Raw genomic sequence first — 14,174 nt, forward strand, 5'->3', positions numbered from 1 at the left:
CGTGGATTGGACCGCCCTCTCTCTTTCGCTCCGCCTGGCCCTTTGGACCATGCTGATCCTCTTTCCCGTGGGCATCTTGTTGGGGCGAAGACTCGCGTGGTCGGCATTCCGCGGGAAGAGCGGCGTGGAAGCGCTGCTTGCGCTTCCACTCGTGCTGCCGCCGACGGTGCTGGGTTACTACCTGCTGGTGGCCATGGGCGCCCAGTCTCCCCTCGGGGGCCTATACGCGCGCCTGGCGGGCCGCCCCCTCGCCTTCACCTTCGAAGGTTTGCTGCTGGCTTCGGTGATCTTCAACCTGCCCTTCGCCATCCAGCCCATGCAGCGGGCCTTCGAAGGCATCCCCAAGGAGGTCCGCGAGGCGGCCGCGTGCTGCGGGCTGTCCCGCTGGCGAACGCTCTGGCGCATCGAGATCCCCCTGGCCTGGCCGGGCCTCCTGAGTGCCCTAGTCATCACTTTCGCCCACACCCTCGGCGAATTCGGCGTCGTGCTGATGGTGGGCGGCAACATCCCCGGCGAAACGAAGACCATGGCCATCGCCATCTACGATCAGGCCCAGCGCCTCGATCATTCGGCCGCGGGGCTGATGTCGCTCGTGCTCCTGCTGATCTCGCTGGCGGCCATCGGGCTCTCATACGCAGCCACGGCGCGGCGGAAGAGGCGTCATGTCTGAGCGCGCCGAAGGCCTCTGGGCGCAGGTCTCCCAGACCCTGCCGATCCCGCTGGAGGCCACCCTCGCCTGCGCCCCGGGTGAGGTCCTGGCCCTTGTGGGGCCTTCCGGCTCGGGGAAGTCCACCCTGCTCCGCACCCTCGCGGGCCTGGTGCGGCCTGCTTCGGGCCTGATTCGCTGTCAGGGCGAGATCTGGTTCGACGGCGAACGGCACCTCGACCTCAGCCCCCGCCAGCGCCGCGTGGGTTTCGTGTTCCAGAACTACGGCCTGTTCCCGCATTTGACAGCCCTCGAAAACGTCATGGAGGCCGTGGATCGCGGAAGTGTGCCCGAACGGCGGGCCCGGAGCCGCCAGTGGCTGGAGCGCGTGCATCTCCAGGGGCTCGAATCCCGCAAACCCCACCAGATGTCCGGCGGACAGCAGCAACGGGTCGCCATGGCCAGGGCCCTGGCGCGCAACCCCGACCTGCTGCTGATGGACGAGCCCTTCTCCGCCGTGGACCGCGTCACGCGGGAAAAACTCTACCTGGAGCTGGCGGACCTGCTCCAGGGCCTTTCCATCCCCATGATCCTCGTGACCCATGATCTGGACGAGGCCGCCATGCTCGCCTCCCGCATGGTGCTGCTCTCCCGGGGGCGCACCCTGCAAAGCGGCACGCCGGACGAGGTCATGCTGAAGCCCAACTCGACCGAGGTCGCGCGGCTCCTGGGCAACCGCAACATCTTTTCCGCGGTGGTGCGCCGGCAGGACGCGGTGACCGGGGAAACCGTCCTGGATTGGGAGGGCGAGGAGATCCTCGCGCTGGTGGCAGATCCCTTGAGCTTGGGCGAGCGCGTGTCCTGGGTGATCGCACCGGGCGACGTGAGCTATCGCTACCCCGGCACGCCGGAAGACCGGCCCGGCCATACCTACCTCGGCGGCACCATCTCGACCCTGGTGCGATTCGGGGACACGGCGCGCGTGGTGCTCGCCCTGCCGGGCGCCGCCGAACGCACCCTGCATCTCACGGCCTCGCGTCAGATGGTGCAGCGGAGCAACCTGGCGGCGGGGCACCCGATCCGGATTGCCCTGCCTGCGACCAAGATCCAAGTGTTCCGCGAGGAAGGGGCCGGTTCGAAGGGGAGGCACGCATGAAGGTCATGGGCATCGTCGGCTGGAGCGGCAGCGGGAAGACCAGCCTGCTGGTGGAGCTGCTGCCCATCCTCTGCGGCATGGGACTGAAGGTCTCGACGATGAAGCACGCCCATCACCGCTTCGACGTCGACAAGCCCGGCAAGGATTCCTTCCGCCACCGGGAGGCCGGAGCCTCGGAAGTACTCGTCGTCACCTCGTCACGCTGGGTGCTCATGCACGAATCCCGCGAGGAACCCGAGCCCAGCATCGAGGCCCTGATCGAGCGCATGACCCCCGTGGACCTGCTCCTCATCGAAGGCTTCAAGACCCACCATCATCCCAAGCTGGAAATCCATCGCGAGTCGGAAGGCAAGCCCCTGCTCTATCCGGGGGACCCGGAGATCGTCGCCGTGGCCAGCGACACGAAGCTGCCGGGCCAGACGATTCCTCAACTGGATCTGAACGATCCGGCCGCCATCGCCCGTTTCATTCTCAACCACACGGGACTGGAGCCTCGAAAGGGAACCGACGTCGCGCTATGACTTGCGTCACAGGGTGGTGGATTGTCCGGGTCCAAGCACTCGGTCTACAATTCGGAGTGATGAATCCTAAACCCTTCACCCGCTCCAGTCCTCAGGCCCAGCCGATTCTAAAGCCCGAAAGGCGCCAGAAAACCAAGGGAATCCTGCCCATCCCTGGATTCAATAGGCGCTTCCAAATGGCTGAATGAAAACCGGTTGGGGCTGGTCCACTGAAACACCCCTGCAAATGTCTTGATTGTCGTTCCCGAAACAGCCACCTTTTGGGTCCCATTCTCTGAAACGCCAGACAGGGTCTCCGGAGACACGCCATGTCCTTATCAGACCGTCTCGATCTCGAACCCCGGCCCTTGATCCGGGCCACCCTGGTCACCGCCGTCCTGGGCGGCGTGGTGGCCCTGGGCAGCCGCGGAGGGCGCTGGCTGGATCCGGCCCTTCTCGGCTACCTGCTGGCGACCCTCTTCGCGTGCTTCGGCATCGCCTACCGCTACTTCACCTGGATCGAGCGGCCCGCCACGCGCATGTATTTCCGCCACACCATGGGCACCCTGCTCTCGCCCAAGGCCTTCAAGGCCCTGCCCCGCATGGCCGTGCTGGCGCTGGACCAGATGTTCCTGCAGCGCTTCATCGAGAAGCGCTCGCTTCGCCGCTGGGGCGCCCACGCGCTGATCGCCTGGGGCTGCATGCTCGGGTTCGCGGTGACCATCCCGCTGGTCTTCGGCTGGGTGCGCTTCACCAGCGAAGGTCTGGACGCCACCCGCTATCAGGCCTGGCTCTTCGGCTTCCCGGCGGGTTCCTTCCCACTCGACAGCTTCATCGCCTTCTGCAGCTTCCACGTGCTGGATCTCGCCGCCGTCATGGTCATCGCCGGCTGCGTGCTCAGCCTTATCCGCCGCAAGCAGGATGAGGGCGACACCGCCACGCAGCGCTTCGACCTGGACCTGCTGCCGCTGGTGCTGCTCATCGCCGTCAGCATGACGGGCCTGATGCTGACGGCTTCGGAGAAGTGGCTGCAGGGCCGCAACTTCGAAACCCTCTCCTTCATGCACGAACTCACCGTGATCCTCATGCTTCTGGGCCTGCCCTTCGGCAAACTCTTCCACGTCATCCAGCGCCCCGCCCAGGTGGGCGTCAGCCTTTACAAGGCTGACGGAGAAGCCGAGGGACGCCTCGCCTGCAAGGGCTGCGGCAGCCCCTTCATCCGCGCCAACCAGCGCCGTGACCTCGGCGCACTGTGGAAAGAACTCGACCTGGATGGCGCGCGGCACGGCAAGGAGATCCACCACCTGGATCTCTGCCCGAAGTGCAAGCGGCGACTCGTCGCCAAAGCCCAGAGCGAGCGGCTTCAGGGGGCCTTCGATCCCTTCGCTACCATCCCCGTGCACGCCGAGCCCATTCCCGATCTCACCAGCTTGAAGTCCTGAGGTACCCATGAGCGTTCTTCCTCTTTCCCAGGATCAGCTCCGCGCCCAGTTCGGCCCCCATCTGAACCTGGCCCCCCCGGGGGGCTGGCTGGCCGATCCCACGCCGGACAAGATCGTCGAGACCCACTGCTGCTTCTGCGGCCAACAGTGCGGCATCAAGCTGAAGGTAAAGGACAACAAGGTGATCGGCTTCGATCCCTGGGAGGAGTTCCCCTTCAACCAGGGCAAGCTCTGTCCCAAGGGTGTGAAGCGCTACCTGCAGGGCAACCACCCGGATCGCCTCACCAAGGCCATGAAACGTACGGCCAATGGCTTCGAGCCCATGGACTGGAACGAGGCCATGGACCGCACGGTGGCCGAGATCCAGCGCATCCAGACCACCCACGGCAAGGACGCCTTCGCCGTGCTGTCCGGCGTGTCCCTGACCAACGAGAAGAGCTACCTCGCGGGCAAGTTCGCGCGCCTGGGTCTGCAGACCAAGAACCTCGACTACAACGGCCGCCTCTGCATGGTGAGCGCCGGCGCGGGCAACAAGAAGGCGTTCGGGGTCGATCGTGCCGCCAACTCCTGGGCCGACATTGAGCTGGCCGACGTGATCTGGGTGGCCGGATCCAATGTGGCCGAGTGCTCGCCCATCACCACCGACTACATCTGGCGCGCCCGGGACCGCGGCGCCCTGCTCATCGTCGTGGACCCGCGGATCACGCCCTTGGCCCGCACGGCGGACCTGGTGCTGCCCCTCAAGCCCGGCACCGACTCGGCGCTGACCAACGGCATCCTGCACCTGCTGCACAAGTGGAACCTCATCGACTGGGACTTCGTGAAGGCGCACACCCACGGCTTCGAAGAAACCCTGGAGGCCGTGAAGGACTGCACGCCCCAGTGGACCAGCCAGATCACGGGCCTGCCCGTGGAGGCCATCGAAAAGGCCGCGCGCATCTGGGGCGAGGCCCGGACCAGCTTCCTGCTCCACGCCCGCGGCATCGAACACCAGAGCAAGGGTGTGGACAATGTGCTGGGCTGCATCAACATGGTGCTGGCCACGGGGCGCATCGGAAGGCCCGGCTGCGGCTACGGCACCATCACGGGCCAGGGCAACGGCCAGGGCGGCCGCGAGCACGGTCACAAGTGCGACCAGCTGCCGGGCAACCGCGACATCAGCAACCCCGAGCACCGGAAGTACATCTGCTCGGTCTGGGGCTGCACGGATGAAGAGCTTCCGGGCATGGGCCAGAGCGCCCAGGAGATCATGAATGCCATCCATGCGGGCGAGATCAAGGGCCTGCTGCTGCTCTGCTTCAACCCCCTGGTGTCGCTGCCCAACACCGAATTCACCCGGGAGGCGCTCAGCAAGCTAGAGTTCTTCGTCTGCCTGGATTTCTTCCTCAGCGAAAGCGCCCAGCACGCCGACATCGTGTTCCCCTCGGCCTTGCACGAGGAGGACGAAGGCACGTCCACGAGTGCCGAAGGCCGCGTCATCCGCATCCGCAAGGCCGTGGAATGCCCCGGCGACGCCCGCCCCGATTGGCAGATCATGGTCGAGCTGGCGAAGCGCCTGGGCCGCGGCAAATACTTCGACCACTTCACCAGTTCCGAATCCATCTTCAACGAGCTGCGTATCGCCTCCAAGGGCGGCACGGCGGACTACGCGGGTATCACCTACGAGAAGATCGAAAAGAACATGGGCATCTTCTGGCCCTGCCCCACGGAGGATCATCCCGGAACGCCGCGGCTCTTCGAAGGCGGGAAGTTCTTCCACCCGGACGGCAAGGCCAAGTTCAATCCGACGCCCTACCGCCCGCCCATGGAGGTGGTCGATGACGAATACCCCATCTGGCTCACGACGGGCCGCGTGGTCTTCCATTACCTGAGCGGCACCCAGACGCGGCGCATCGGCTTCCTCGTCGAACAGTGCCCGCATCCCTACCTGGAAATCCATCCGCGGCTCGCCGAGCGGTACGGACTGCAGGAGGGCGACGCCGTGGAGATCAGCTCACGGCGCGGCTCCATGGTGCTGCCCGCCAAGGTGGTGAAGACCATCCGCCCCGACACCGTGTTCATCCCCTACCACTGGGCCGGGGCCCTGTCGGCCAACCGGCTCACGGCCAGGCACCTGGATCCCGTGTCGAAGATTCCCGAGTTCAAGGTGAGCGCCGTGCGGCTCAAGAAGACCACCAAGGACCAGTTCTCCCCCGAGTTGGCCGAACTGCAGCGCATGGCCTTCGAGGCCCGCAGCAACCAGACCGACATGCCCGAGCAGGTGTTCTGATGGTGCCCCAGGACTACGGCTTCTTTATCGATCCCCAGCGCTGCATCGGCTGTCGCTCCTGCGTGGGCGCCTGCGCCGAATGCGGCACCCACCGCGGCCGGTCCATGATCCACCTGGATGAGATGGATCGTTTCAACAGCACCCAGACGGTGCCCACCGTGTGCATGCACTGCGAGGATCCCATCTGCGCCCAGGTCTGCCCCTCGGATGCCATCAAGCGCAGCGAGGACGGCGTCGTGCACGCGGCCCAGAAACCCCGCTGCATCGGCTGCCAGAACTGCGAGCTGAGCTGTCCCTTCGGTGTGCCGCTCGTGTTCTCGGGCCTCGAGCAGATGCTCAAGTGCGACCTCTGCTACGACCGCACCTCCGTGGGCCATAAGCCCATGTGCGCCACGGTCTGCCCCAGCCAGGCCCTGCTCTTCGTGCGCAAGGACGAAGTGGCGGGCATGCGCAAGAACAAGCCCCTGCGCGAATTCCTCATCGGCACCGTGAGGGTGAAGACCAAGAACGCCATCATGGTGCCCGACCCCGAAACGCCCCTGCACCTGGATGCTGCGCTGCTGATTGACGGAGGCTTCTGATGACCTGGTGGCGTCGCGCCTTCCCCCTTGAACTCGCCGAGGAAGGCCATTTCTCCCGTCGCGAGTTCGCCCGTTTCCTGGCCCTGGTCAGCGCCGGCTTCACCGCCGGCATTGGTTTCCTGTGGATGCGGAAGAAGCCTCTCGAAGGTGCCTCCGACCCCGAGTCCGGACTCACGGGACAGCCCGTCGCCCTGGGCATGGCCTCGGATCTGAAGCCCGGCGAAAGCCGCCTCTTCAAGTTCAGGGATGCCCACGACGCCTGCATCCTGCTTCGGACTTCCACAGGTGAGCTGAAGGCCTACCGGCAGACCTGCACGCACCTGGGCTGCGCCGTGCGTTTCTCAGGTGGTCGCCTGGAATGCCCCTGCCACCTGGGCTTCTTCGAAACCGACCGCGGCTTCCCCGTGCAGGGCCCGCCCAGCCGTCCCCTGTCCGCCATCGCCCTGGAAACCCGCCCCGACGGCAGCCTCTGGGCCGTGGGTGAGCTTCCCAAGCCCACCCTCGAAAACCTCGACCGCCGGGCCGACTGCCCCAAGGAACAACAACTTCAAGAACGGCAGGAGGTGAAGGCATGACTCCCCGCGTCCGCATCTCCCCCGCAGCCCTCGGCGTCATCCTCGTGCTGCTGGTGATCCAGGTCTACCTCTTCGAAACGGTGCTGGGCGCCGTGCTCGATGGTCAGCGCAAGGTCCTGCCAGGAGCTTTCGGCGTGTCCCTGGCCCTCACGGCCATCTGCCTCTTCCTCGCCTTCCGCAGCACAGTGGAGCACGGGCCGAAGGACTGATACGGCCGATGAGAACCCATTCCGGTCGATAGGGCACGGCCAGAACCGAAGATCCTTTTCATCACCATCCATCACCGTTCATCACCGGATAAAAGAATGTGCCGGAGATGGACGGTGATAAGAAGAATGGTTCCAGGATCCGCGGGTTCGCGGGCTTCCGATCCGAGCCTTAGTCAGCCTGCGGCAGTTCCTGGCTGGGGTTCACGTCCTTCATGAACACGGGCCAGCAGGCCAGGTGGCCAGCGCCCAGTTGGAGGAGGATGCCGCCCAGCTCGGGCAAGCCGAAGGCCGGCGCGGCTCCGCGCAGGACCGGCGGCATGATCTGAAGGTAGAGATCCAGCCAGCGCCCCACCAACAGGATGGCGCAGGTCGCCAGCAGCACCGTTTCGCTCGTCTTCGCCTTCCGCTGGAGCAACAGGACGAAGGGCAGGCCGAAATTCAGCAGCAGGTTCAGGTAGAAGAGGGGCACCCAGGGCGCCTGCAGCAGCAGGCGCAGGGGGCCCGTTTCCTCGGGGAGGTTCGCGTACCAGATGAGCAGGAACTGGCTGAGGAAGATGTAGGCCCAGAAGCTGCTGAAGGCGAAGAGGAGCTTGCCCAGGTCATGGTTCTGGGCCTTGGATACGGCGGGAATGAGCCCCACGCGGCGCAGCACGATGGCGCTGATGGTGACGATGGCGATGCCCTGGAGGAACATGCCGGAAAACCCGTAGATCGCGAAGATGGTACTCGACCAGATGGGCTCGAGGGACATCAGCCAATCGAAGTTCGCCAAGCAGAAGGTGAGGGCGAAGATCAGGATGAAGGCCGCCGCCCCCCTGCCCTGTCGCGCCAGCCGTCGCCCCGCCCAGATCCAGGCGGCAAAGATCAGGATCACCCGACCGAAGAAGAATGGCGTGTTCAGCCAAGCGAGCCGCCCGTGCAGCACCGGATCCAGGTCCGCGCCCGGCCTCGCCCAGGGATAGAGCACCGCGGCACCGTAGGCCAGCAACAGCATGAGGACACCGGCCACGGGCAGCAGGGCCGGCATCGCGCGGTGGGCCTTGAGGATGGGATCGCTCCATCGCGCCCCTGTGATGGACTGGATGGCGAGGAGGAAGAGCCCGCCGAGCCCCACGCAGGCCAGGTTGAAGGCGGTCAGCAGCAGGTTCGCCCAGCCACGTTCCGCCTGGAGCACCAGGCCGAGCGCGAGCAGCAGGCCGCCTAGGATCACGAAGGTCCAGGCGCCGCCCTGCAGCCGGTCGCCGATGTCAGCCAGGGTGGGAATGCCGGTCTTGGTCAGATCCCGGACAGGAACCGTGGAAGATGGGCTCATGGCTGGACTCCTCCAGGAAGGGGCGTCACCGCAGGGGCGGAAGTTGGCCTGGCGGCGGCCTTCTGCAGCTCCCGGATGTAGAGCACCACCAACCAGCGGTCCTCGCGGCTGAGCAGATCGCCATACCCCTTCATTTTCATCGGCCCGCCGTAGGTCGCGATGTGGAAGAGGCGCCCGTCGGGCATGTCCCGGACCAGCGGCGACACGAGCACCGTCGGCGCAAAGGCGCCGCGGTTGACGACCACGCTTCCGTTGTTGTCCCCTTCGCGGCCGTGGCAGGTGGCGCAGACGCGCTCGAACATGGCCTTCCCCCGGTTGAAGCGGGCCTGGGTGGGCTGGTAGGGGTTGATGAGTTCGCGTCCCGCCCGCTCGGCTTCGGTTTTGCCTGGCGCGAATGCCAGGGGGGCGGCCCCACTCCTCGAGAGGGTTCCAGGCGGCGGCGCCTGCAGCACCAGACCGCCTCGCAGCACGGCGCTGGCATCAAAGGCCTGGGCCGATACCGGAGCCCCCATGCCCCCGTCCCAGGCAAGGTTGCGCTTCTGGAAGTCGCGGTTGAACAGCGGAACCGAGGCCACCAGGAGGAAGGCCGGCAGGCAGGCCAGGATGAGGGCCCCTGCCCCGGCGGGCCGATCCCAGAAAGAGGCGCCTTTCACCAGGCGGTCCTCCACCAGCAGGGACATTTCCACGGCTCCGAGCGCATCCAAATCGGCGGCCACCGCAGAGAACTGCGTGTCCATGGCCAGTTCGGCCGCAAGGATGAAGCGATCGTCGTTGGCCCCCGGATGCAGGTCGGACACATGCAGGCGGGGCCACATGCGCGCCACCGCGAAGAAGCTGGCCACCACGCCCAGGCCCGCCAGGAGCACCGTCAGTTCGAAGGCCACGGGGATGAAGGCCGGCAGCGCGATGAGGGGCTTGCCGCCCATGCGCAATGGGTAGTCGACGGCGGAACTCCAGATCTGGAAACCAAAGGCGAGGGTGAGGCCCAGGGCCGCAAAAGCCAGACAAGCACGGGGAAGACGCGAGGGACGCACTCCCAGGGCCTCATCCATGCCGTGCACGGGAAAGGGCGAGTAGGTGTCCAGCACGGTGTGCCCCGCGGCCCGCAGATGCTTGACCGCAAAGAGCAGGCGATCCGGATCGGCGAAGGAGGCGCGGAAGCGGCTGCGGCGGAGGTGCTCAGTGTTCGGCATTCTTCAGCACTCCTTTCACTTCGCTGGCCGCAATCATGGGCAGCACCCGCGTGAAGATGAGGAACAGGGTGAAGAAGAGCCCAAAGCTGCCGATGAAGATGGCCACTTCGATGAAGGTGGGCCGGTACATGGCCCAGCTGGATGGCAGGTAGTCCCGGTGCAGGCTCGTCACGATGATGACGAAGCGCTCGAACCACATGCCGATGTTCACGAAGATGCTGAGGATGAAGATCATCCACGGGGTGGTGCGCACCTTCCTGAACCAGAAGAACTGGGGGCTGAGCACGTTGCAGCCCACCATCATCCAGTAGGCCCAGGCAAAGGGTCCCAGCGCGCGGTTGAGAAACACGTAGCGCTCATAGGGGTTGCCGCTGTACCAGGCCGTGAAGAATTCGGTGGCGTAGGCCAGGCCCACGATCATGCCCGTGGCGAGGACCACCTTGGTCATGGCTTCCAGATGGCGGGTGGTGATGTACTCCTCCAGGTTCATCACCTTGCGGGCGATGATCATGAGGGTGAGCACCATGGCGAAGCCGCTGAAGACGGCCCCCGCCACGAAGTAGGGCGGGAAGATCGTGGCGTGCCATCCGGGAATGACCGACGTCGCGAAATCCATGGACACGATGGTGTGCACGGAGACCACCAGCGGTGTGCTCAGGCCCGCCAGCAGCATGTAGACCGTTTCGTAGCGGCTCCACGTGCGGTTGGATCCGTTCCACCCCAGGGAGAAGATGCTGAGGACTGTCCGTTTGAGCTTCGTCTTGGCGCGGTCCCGCTGGGTGGCCAGGTCGGGGATCAGGCCGATGTACCAGAAGGTGAGCGAGATGATGAAGTAGGTCGAGATCGCCATCACGTCCCAGAGCAGCGGGCTCTTGAAGTTCACCCAAAGGGGGCCGCGGGAATTGGGATAGGGCGTGGCCCAGAAGGCCAGCCAGGGCCGGCCCATGTGGATGATCGGGAAGGTCCCCGCGCACATGACCGCGAAGAGCGTCATGGCTTCGGCGGCGCGGTTGATGGAGGTGCGCCAGCGTTGGCGGAAGAGGAAGAGGATGGCGGAAATCAAGGTGCCTGCATGGCCGATGCCCACCCAGAACACGAAGTTCGTGATGTCGAAGGCCCAGCCCACCGTCCGATTGAGGCCCCAGGTGCCGATGCCCCGGGTGAGGGTCTGGAACACCGCCCAGGCACCCAGGCTGAGCATGGAGAAGGTGATGGCGATGGCGATCCACCAGAGCGCGGGGGGTCGTCGTTCCGTAGGGGCGAAAACCTCCGCGGTGACCTGGCTGTAGCTCTTGTTCCCATCGATGAGGGGGAGGTTGTGGCCGTACTGTTCCGGATTTCCGGACAGGGCGGCCCCCGTCAGCACATCCGCATCATGCGCCATGGTGACCTCTCTGATTGGGTTCGCCCTCGACATTGCGTATCTTTGTCAGGTAGCTCACGGCCGGTCCGATGCCCAGGTCGCCCAGCACCACGAAGCGCTTGGGATCGCGCAGGACTTGGCTGATGCGGCTGTCAGGATCCTGCACATCGCCGAAGACGATGGCCTGCGCGGGGCAGCTCTGCATGCAGGCCGGCAGCGCCTCACCGTCTTTCAACTCGCGCCCTTCATTCTTGGCCGTGATCTTGGCGGCCATGAGGCGCTGGACGCAGAAGGAGCACTTCTCCATGACCCCGCGGCTGCGCACCGTGACATCAGGGTTCAGACCCAGCCGTTCCAGTTCACTGGCATGGGGATACTCCCACCAGTTGAAGCGGCGCACCTTGTAGGGGCAGTTGTTGGCGCAGTAGCGGGTGCCCACGCAGCGGTTGTAGACCTGCTGGTTGAGGCCCTCCTCGCTGTGCACGGTGGCCAGCACGGGGCACACGTTCTCGCAGGGGGCCTGGTCGCACTGCTGGCACATCATGGGCTGGTGCACAACGCCGGGTTCGGCCTCTGAACCCGTGTAGTAGCGGTCGATGCGCAGCCAGTGCATTTCCCGCTTGCGGGCCACCTCATCGCGGCCGACCACGGGGATGTTGTTCTCCATCTGGCAGCCCACCACACAGCCGGAACAGCCCGTGCAGGCGCTCAGGTCGATGACCATGGCCCAGCGGTGGGCGCCGTGTGGATGCTCGCCATAGACCGATGGCCCCACGTGCTCGTGGGGCCGCGCGGAGGCCGGATCGCGCAGGTAGGGGGCCAGGGCCATTTCCCGCACCAGCTCCCGGCCTTCGAGGCTGTGGTGGTCCTGCGTGCAGGCCAGTTCCACGCGTCCCGAACCGCGTCGCACCTGGAGGGGCGCCGCCTCGGCCGCCAGGAATCCCGCCGTGAAGGACCGCCATGGGTAGGCGTTCTTCCCCACGTGAAGTCCGGCCTTGCCCCCCGCGGTGCGGCCGTATCCCAGCGCCACCGCGACGGTGCGGTCGTCCAGGCCCGGCTGAACGAGGACCGGCAGTTCCAGCTCCAGGGCATGCCCTTCCGGGCGCAGCCTCAGCAGATCGCCCTGTTCCAGGCCCAGCCTGGCCGCGGCGGCGGGCGAGACCTGCGCGTAGTTGTCCCAGGTGGCCTTGGTGATGGGGTCGGGCAGCTCCTGGAGGAAGGGGATGTGGGCGTGGCGGCCATCTCCCAGGCCCACCTTGGCGTAGAGCAGCAGTTCGTAACCACCCTGGTGGGCGGGCCTCGAGGCGCCCTCCACGCGGCCTGCCCGGTAGCTGGGCGCGTTTCCGGTTTCTATCTGCGCGACGCCCTTCTGCAGAGCCCCGTTCCAGAATGCATCGAAATCAGCGACCCCCTTCTGACGCAGAAACACCGCGGTCTTCCAATGCTCGCGCAGGGCCGCGAGGGCCTGGGTGGGGTGGCCCGACCAGGCACCGAGGCTTTCAACGGCGTCGCGAGTGTTGAAGAGCGGGTTGATCAGGGGCTGCGCCAGGGCGAATGTTCCCGCCACCGCCTCCGAATCGCGCCAAGTCTCCAGCCAATGATGGTCAGGGGCGAGGTGGGTACAGCGGGCGGCGCTTTCGTCCTCCGTGAGGGCCATGGAGATGCGCAACGGCACCTTTTCGAAGGCGGCCGCGAAGGCGGGTGTCTGGTCGTAGAGGGGATTGGTCCCCAGGAGGATCAAAGCCCCGATCTTGCCTGCGGCCATGTCTCGGATCAGCGATTCAAGATCCCGGTCATCGCCCTGCTTCTGCAGGCTGGGATGGGCCAGATCCACCGTGACGCCCTCATGGCCGAGGGCATGGTTGATCCGTGCGCAGAGTTCCTGTGCCCGAGGGTCATTGAGGCCGCAAAGGAGCAGGCCGTGACCGCGGTGGCGCAGGAGGGCATGGGCGACGGCCTCCGCCTTGGCCTTCAGGGCGGCAGGCAGGACGCCGACCGGCCCATCAAGATCGGCGTGATGGGCCAGGTGTTCCAGGAAGATGATCGCTTCGGAGGGCGCCAGGCGAACCCGCTCATCCGCATTGCTGCCCGTGAGCGACATCCCGCTTTCCACCTGGATGTGCTTCGACATGGCCTTGGGCCGGTCGGGACCGCGGCGTTCCGCGTAGGCACGGGTGAAGCCCACGGGGTCCAGCCAGGTGCCGAGGAAATCCGCCTCGACACCCACGATGAGGTCCGCCTCCTCCAGCCGGTAGTGCGGGACCAGCCGCTGGCCGTGGGTCCGCTCGTAGGCGGCGGCCAGGGCGGCGCAACCGAGGGCGTCGGCCTGGACGAGGCGGCCATCCTTGAAGGTGCCTAGGAAGGCCAGTACGGCCGCCTTCAGCGTAGGACTGGTGAGGGTTCCGGACAGCACACGGACGGCGCCGCCGGAGGTCCGCAGCGCGGCGAAGCGATCCGCGAGATCGGCATCCAGCTTCGTCCAGTCCACATCCCCGCCTTCGATGCGCGGGCCGCGCAGACGGGACTCATCGTAGAGGCCCCGGGTCTGCACCTGGCCCATGGCGCACAGGCCGCCGCGGTTCAGAGGATGATCCGGATTCCCCTCCAGCTTCACGGGGCGCCCGTCGCGGCTCTTGGCCAGCACGCCGCACCCGGCGCTGCAGCCTCCGCACACGGTGGCGTACCACTGCGCGACGCCGGGTGTCAGGCCCTCCCGGGCGTTGAGGTAGGGCATGGCCCTTTCGACCACCTTGCTCTTGCAGCCGAGGGCCAGGCCTGCAGCAAAACTGAGGCCTGAAAAACGGAAGAAGTCCCGGCGGCTGATCTGCCGGACGCTCTCTCCCACGGGCAGTTCATCCTCGAATTCGGCCTTCCTGGCGCGCACCGTTCCGCGTCGCTCACCGAGGCTTTTCCAGGTCTTCATGGGGT

At 66.1% G+C, this 14,174-nt stretch carries 12 protein-coding genes; 8 read left to right on the forward strand and 4 right to left on the reverse strand.

The window, feature by feature from the left end:
- Position 1: 1 nt before the first annotated feature.
- From modB to QSJ34_RS03895, 8 genes are all read left to right on the forward strand, one after another.
- Positions 2 to 670 (forward strand): molybdate ABC transporter permease subunit, encoded by a 669-nt coding sequence (gene modB, locus QSJ34_RS03860; protein ID WP_285570567.1) that lies wholly within the window; start codon positions 2 to 4, stop codon positions 668 to 670.
- On the forward strand, positions 663 to 1,802 hold the full coding sequence (locus QSJ34_RS03865) for an ABC transporter ATP-binding protein (RefSeq protein WP_285570570.1): 1,140 nt from the start codon (positions 663 to 665) through the stop codon (positions 1,800 to 1,802). Before modB ends, QSJ34_RS03865 begins: the two co-directional genes overlap by 8 nt.
- Positions 1,799 to 2,323, forward strand: coding sequence for a molybdopterin-guanine dinucleotide biosynthesis protein B (gene mobB, locus QSJ34_RS03870; RefSeq protein WP_285570572.1), 525 nt, complete (start codon positions 1,799 to 1,801; stop codon positions 2,321 to 2,323). Before QSJ34_RS03865 ends, mobB begins: the two co-directional genes overlap by 4 nt.
- Positions 2,324 to 2,631: 308 nt before the next feature.
- Positions 2,632 to 3,744, forward strand: a complete 1,113-nt coding sequence (locus QSJ34_RS03875; protein WP_285570575.1) for a hypothetical protein — start codon at positions 2,632 to 2,634, stop codon at positions 3,742 to 3,744.
- A 7-nt stretch (positions 3,745 to 3,751) separates the two neighbouring features.
- Positions 3,752 to 6,013 carry a molybdopterin oxidoreductase family protein gene (locus tag QSJ34_RS03880; RefSeq protein ID WP_285570577.1) on the forward strand — a complete coding sequence of 754 codons (2,262 nt, stop codon included), beginning with the start codon at positions 3,752 to 3,754 and terminating at the stop codon, positions 6,011 to 6,013.
- Positions 6,013 to 6,594 (forward strand): 4Fe-4S dicluster domain-containing protein, encoded by a 582-nt coding sequence (locus QSJ34_RS03885; RefSeq protein ID WP_285570579.1) that lies wholly within the window; start codon positions 6,013 to 6,015, stop codon positions 6,592 to 6,594. Before QSJ34_RS03880 ends, QSJ34_RS03885 begins: the two co-directional genes overlap by 1 nt.
- The gene (locus QSJ34_RS03890) at positions 6,594 to 7,169 is read left to right on the forward strand and encodes a QcrA and Rieske domain-containing protein (RefSeq protein ID WP_285570582.1); all 576 of its coding nucleotides are present in this window, start codon (positions 6,594 to 6,596) and stop codon (positions 7,167 to 7,169) included. The genes QSJ34_RS03885 and QSJ34_RS03890 overlap by 1 nt, the downstream gene beginning before the upstream one ends.
- Positions 7,166 to 7,378 carry a DUF6755 family protein gene (locus tag QSJ34_RS03895; protein WP_285570584.1) on the forward strand — a complete coding sequence of 71 codons (213 nt, stop codon included), beginning with the start codon at positions 7,166 to 7,168 and terminating at the stop codon, positions 7,376 to 7,378. The genes QSJ34_RS03890 and QSJ34_RS03895 overlap by 4 nt, the downstream gene beginning before the upstream one ends.
- Positions 7,379 to 7,547: 169 nt before the next feature.
- Here the strand turns inward: QSJ34_RS03895 and QSJ34_RS03900 are convergent, their stop codons facing one another.
- From QSJ34_RS03900 to QSJ34_RS03915, 4 genes are read right to left on the reverse strand one after another with little or no spacing between them, the layout of a single operon-like run.
- Positions 7,548 to 8,690: a hypothetical protein gene (locus QSJ34_RS03900; protein WP_285570587.1), complete on the reverse strand. Its 1,143-nt coding sequence runs from the start codon at positions 8,688 to 8,690 to the stop codon at positions 7,548 to 7,550.
- Positions 8,687 to 9,883, reverse strand: a complete 1,197-nt coding sequence (locus QSJ34_RS03905) for a quinol:electron acceptor oxidoreductase subunit ActD (protein WP_285570589.1) — start codon at positions 9,881 to 9,883, stop codon at positions 8,687 to 8,689. Before QSJ34_RS03905 ends, QSJ34_RS03900 begins: the two co-directional genes overlap by 4 nt.
- A complete protein-coding gene (gene nrfD / locus QSJ34_RS03910) occupies positions 9,870 to 11,267 on the reverse strand; it encodes an NrfD/PsrC family molybdoenzyme membrane anchor subunit (protein ID WP_285570592.1) in 1,398 nt (465 codons plus the stop codon). The genes QSJ34_RS03905 and nrfD overlap by 14 nt, the downstream gene beginning before the upstream one ends.
- The gene (locus QSJ34_RS03915; RefSeq protein WP_285570595.1) at positions 11,257 to 14,169 is read right to left on the reverse strand and encodes a Fe-S-cluster-containing hydrogenase; all 2,913 of its coding nucleotides are present in this window, start codon (positions 14,167 to 14,169) and stop codon (positions 11,257 to 11,259) included. The genes nrfD and QSJ34_RS03915 overlap by 11 nt, the downstream gene beginning before the upstream one ends.
- Positions 14,170 to 14,174 lie beyond the last annotated feature (5 nt).

This window comes from Geothrix limicola (genome assembly GCF_030268085.1).
GTDB classification, from domain to species: Bacteria; Acidobacteriota; Holophagae; order Holophagales; family Holophagaceae; genus Geothrix; species Geothrix limicola.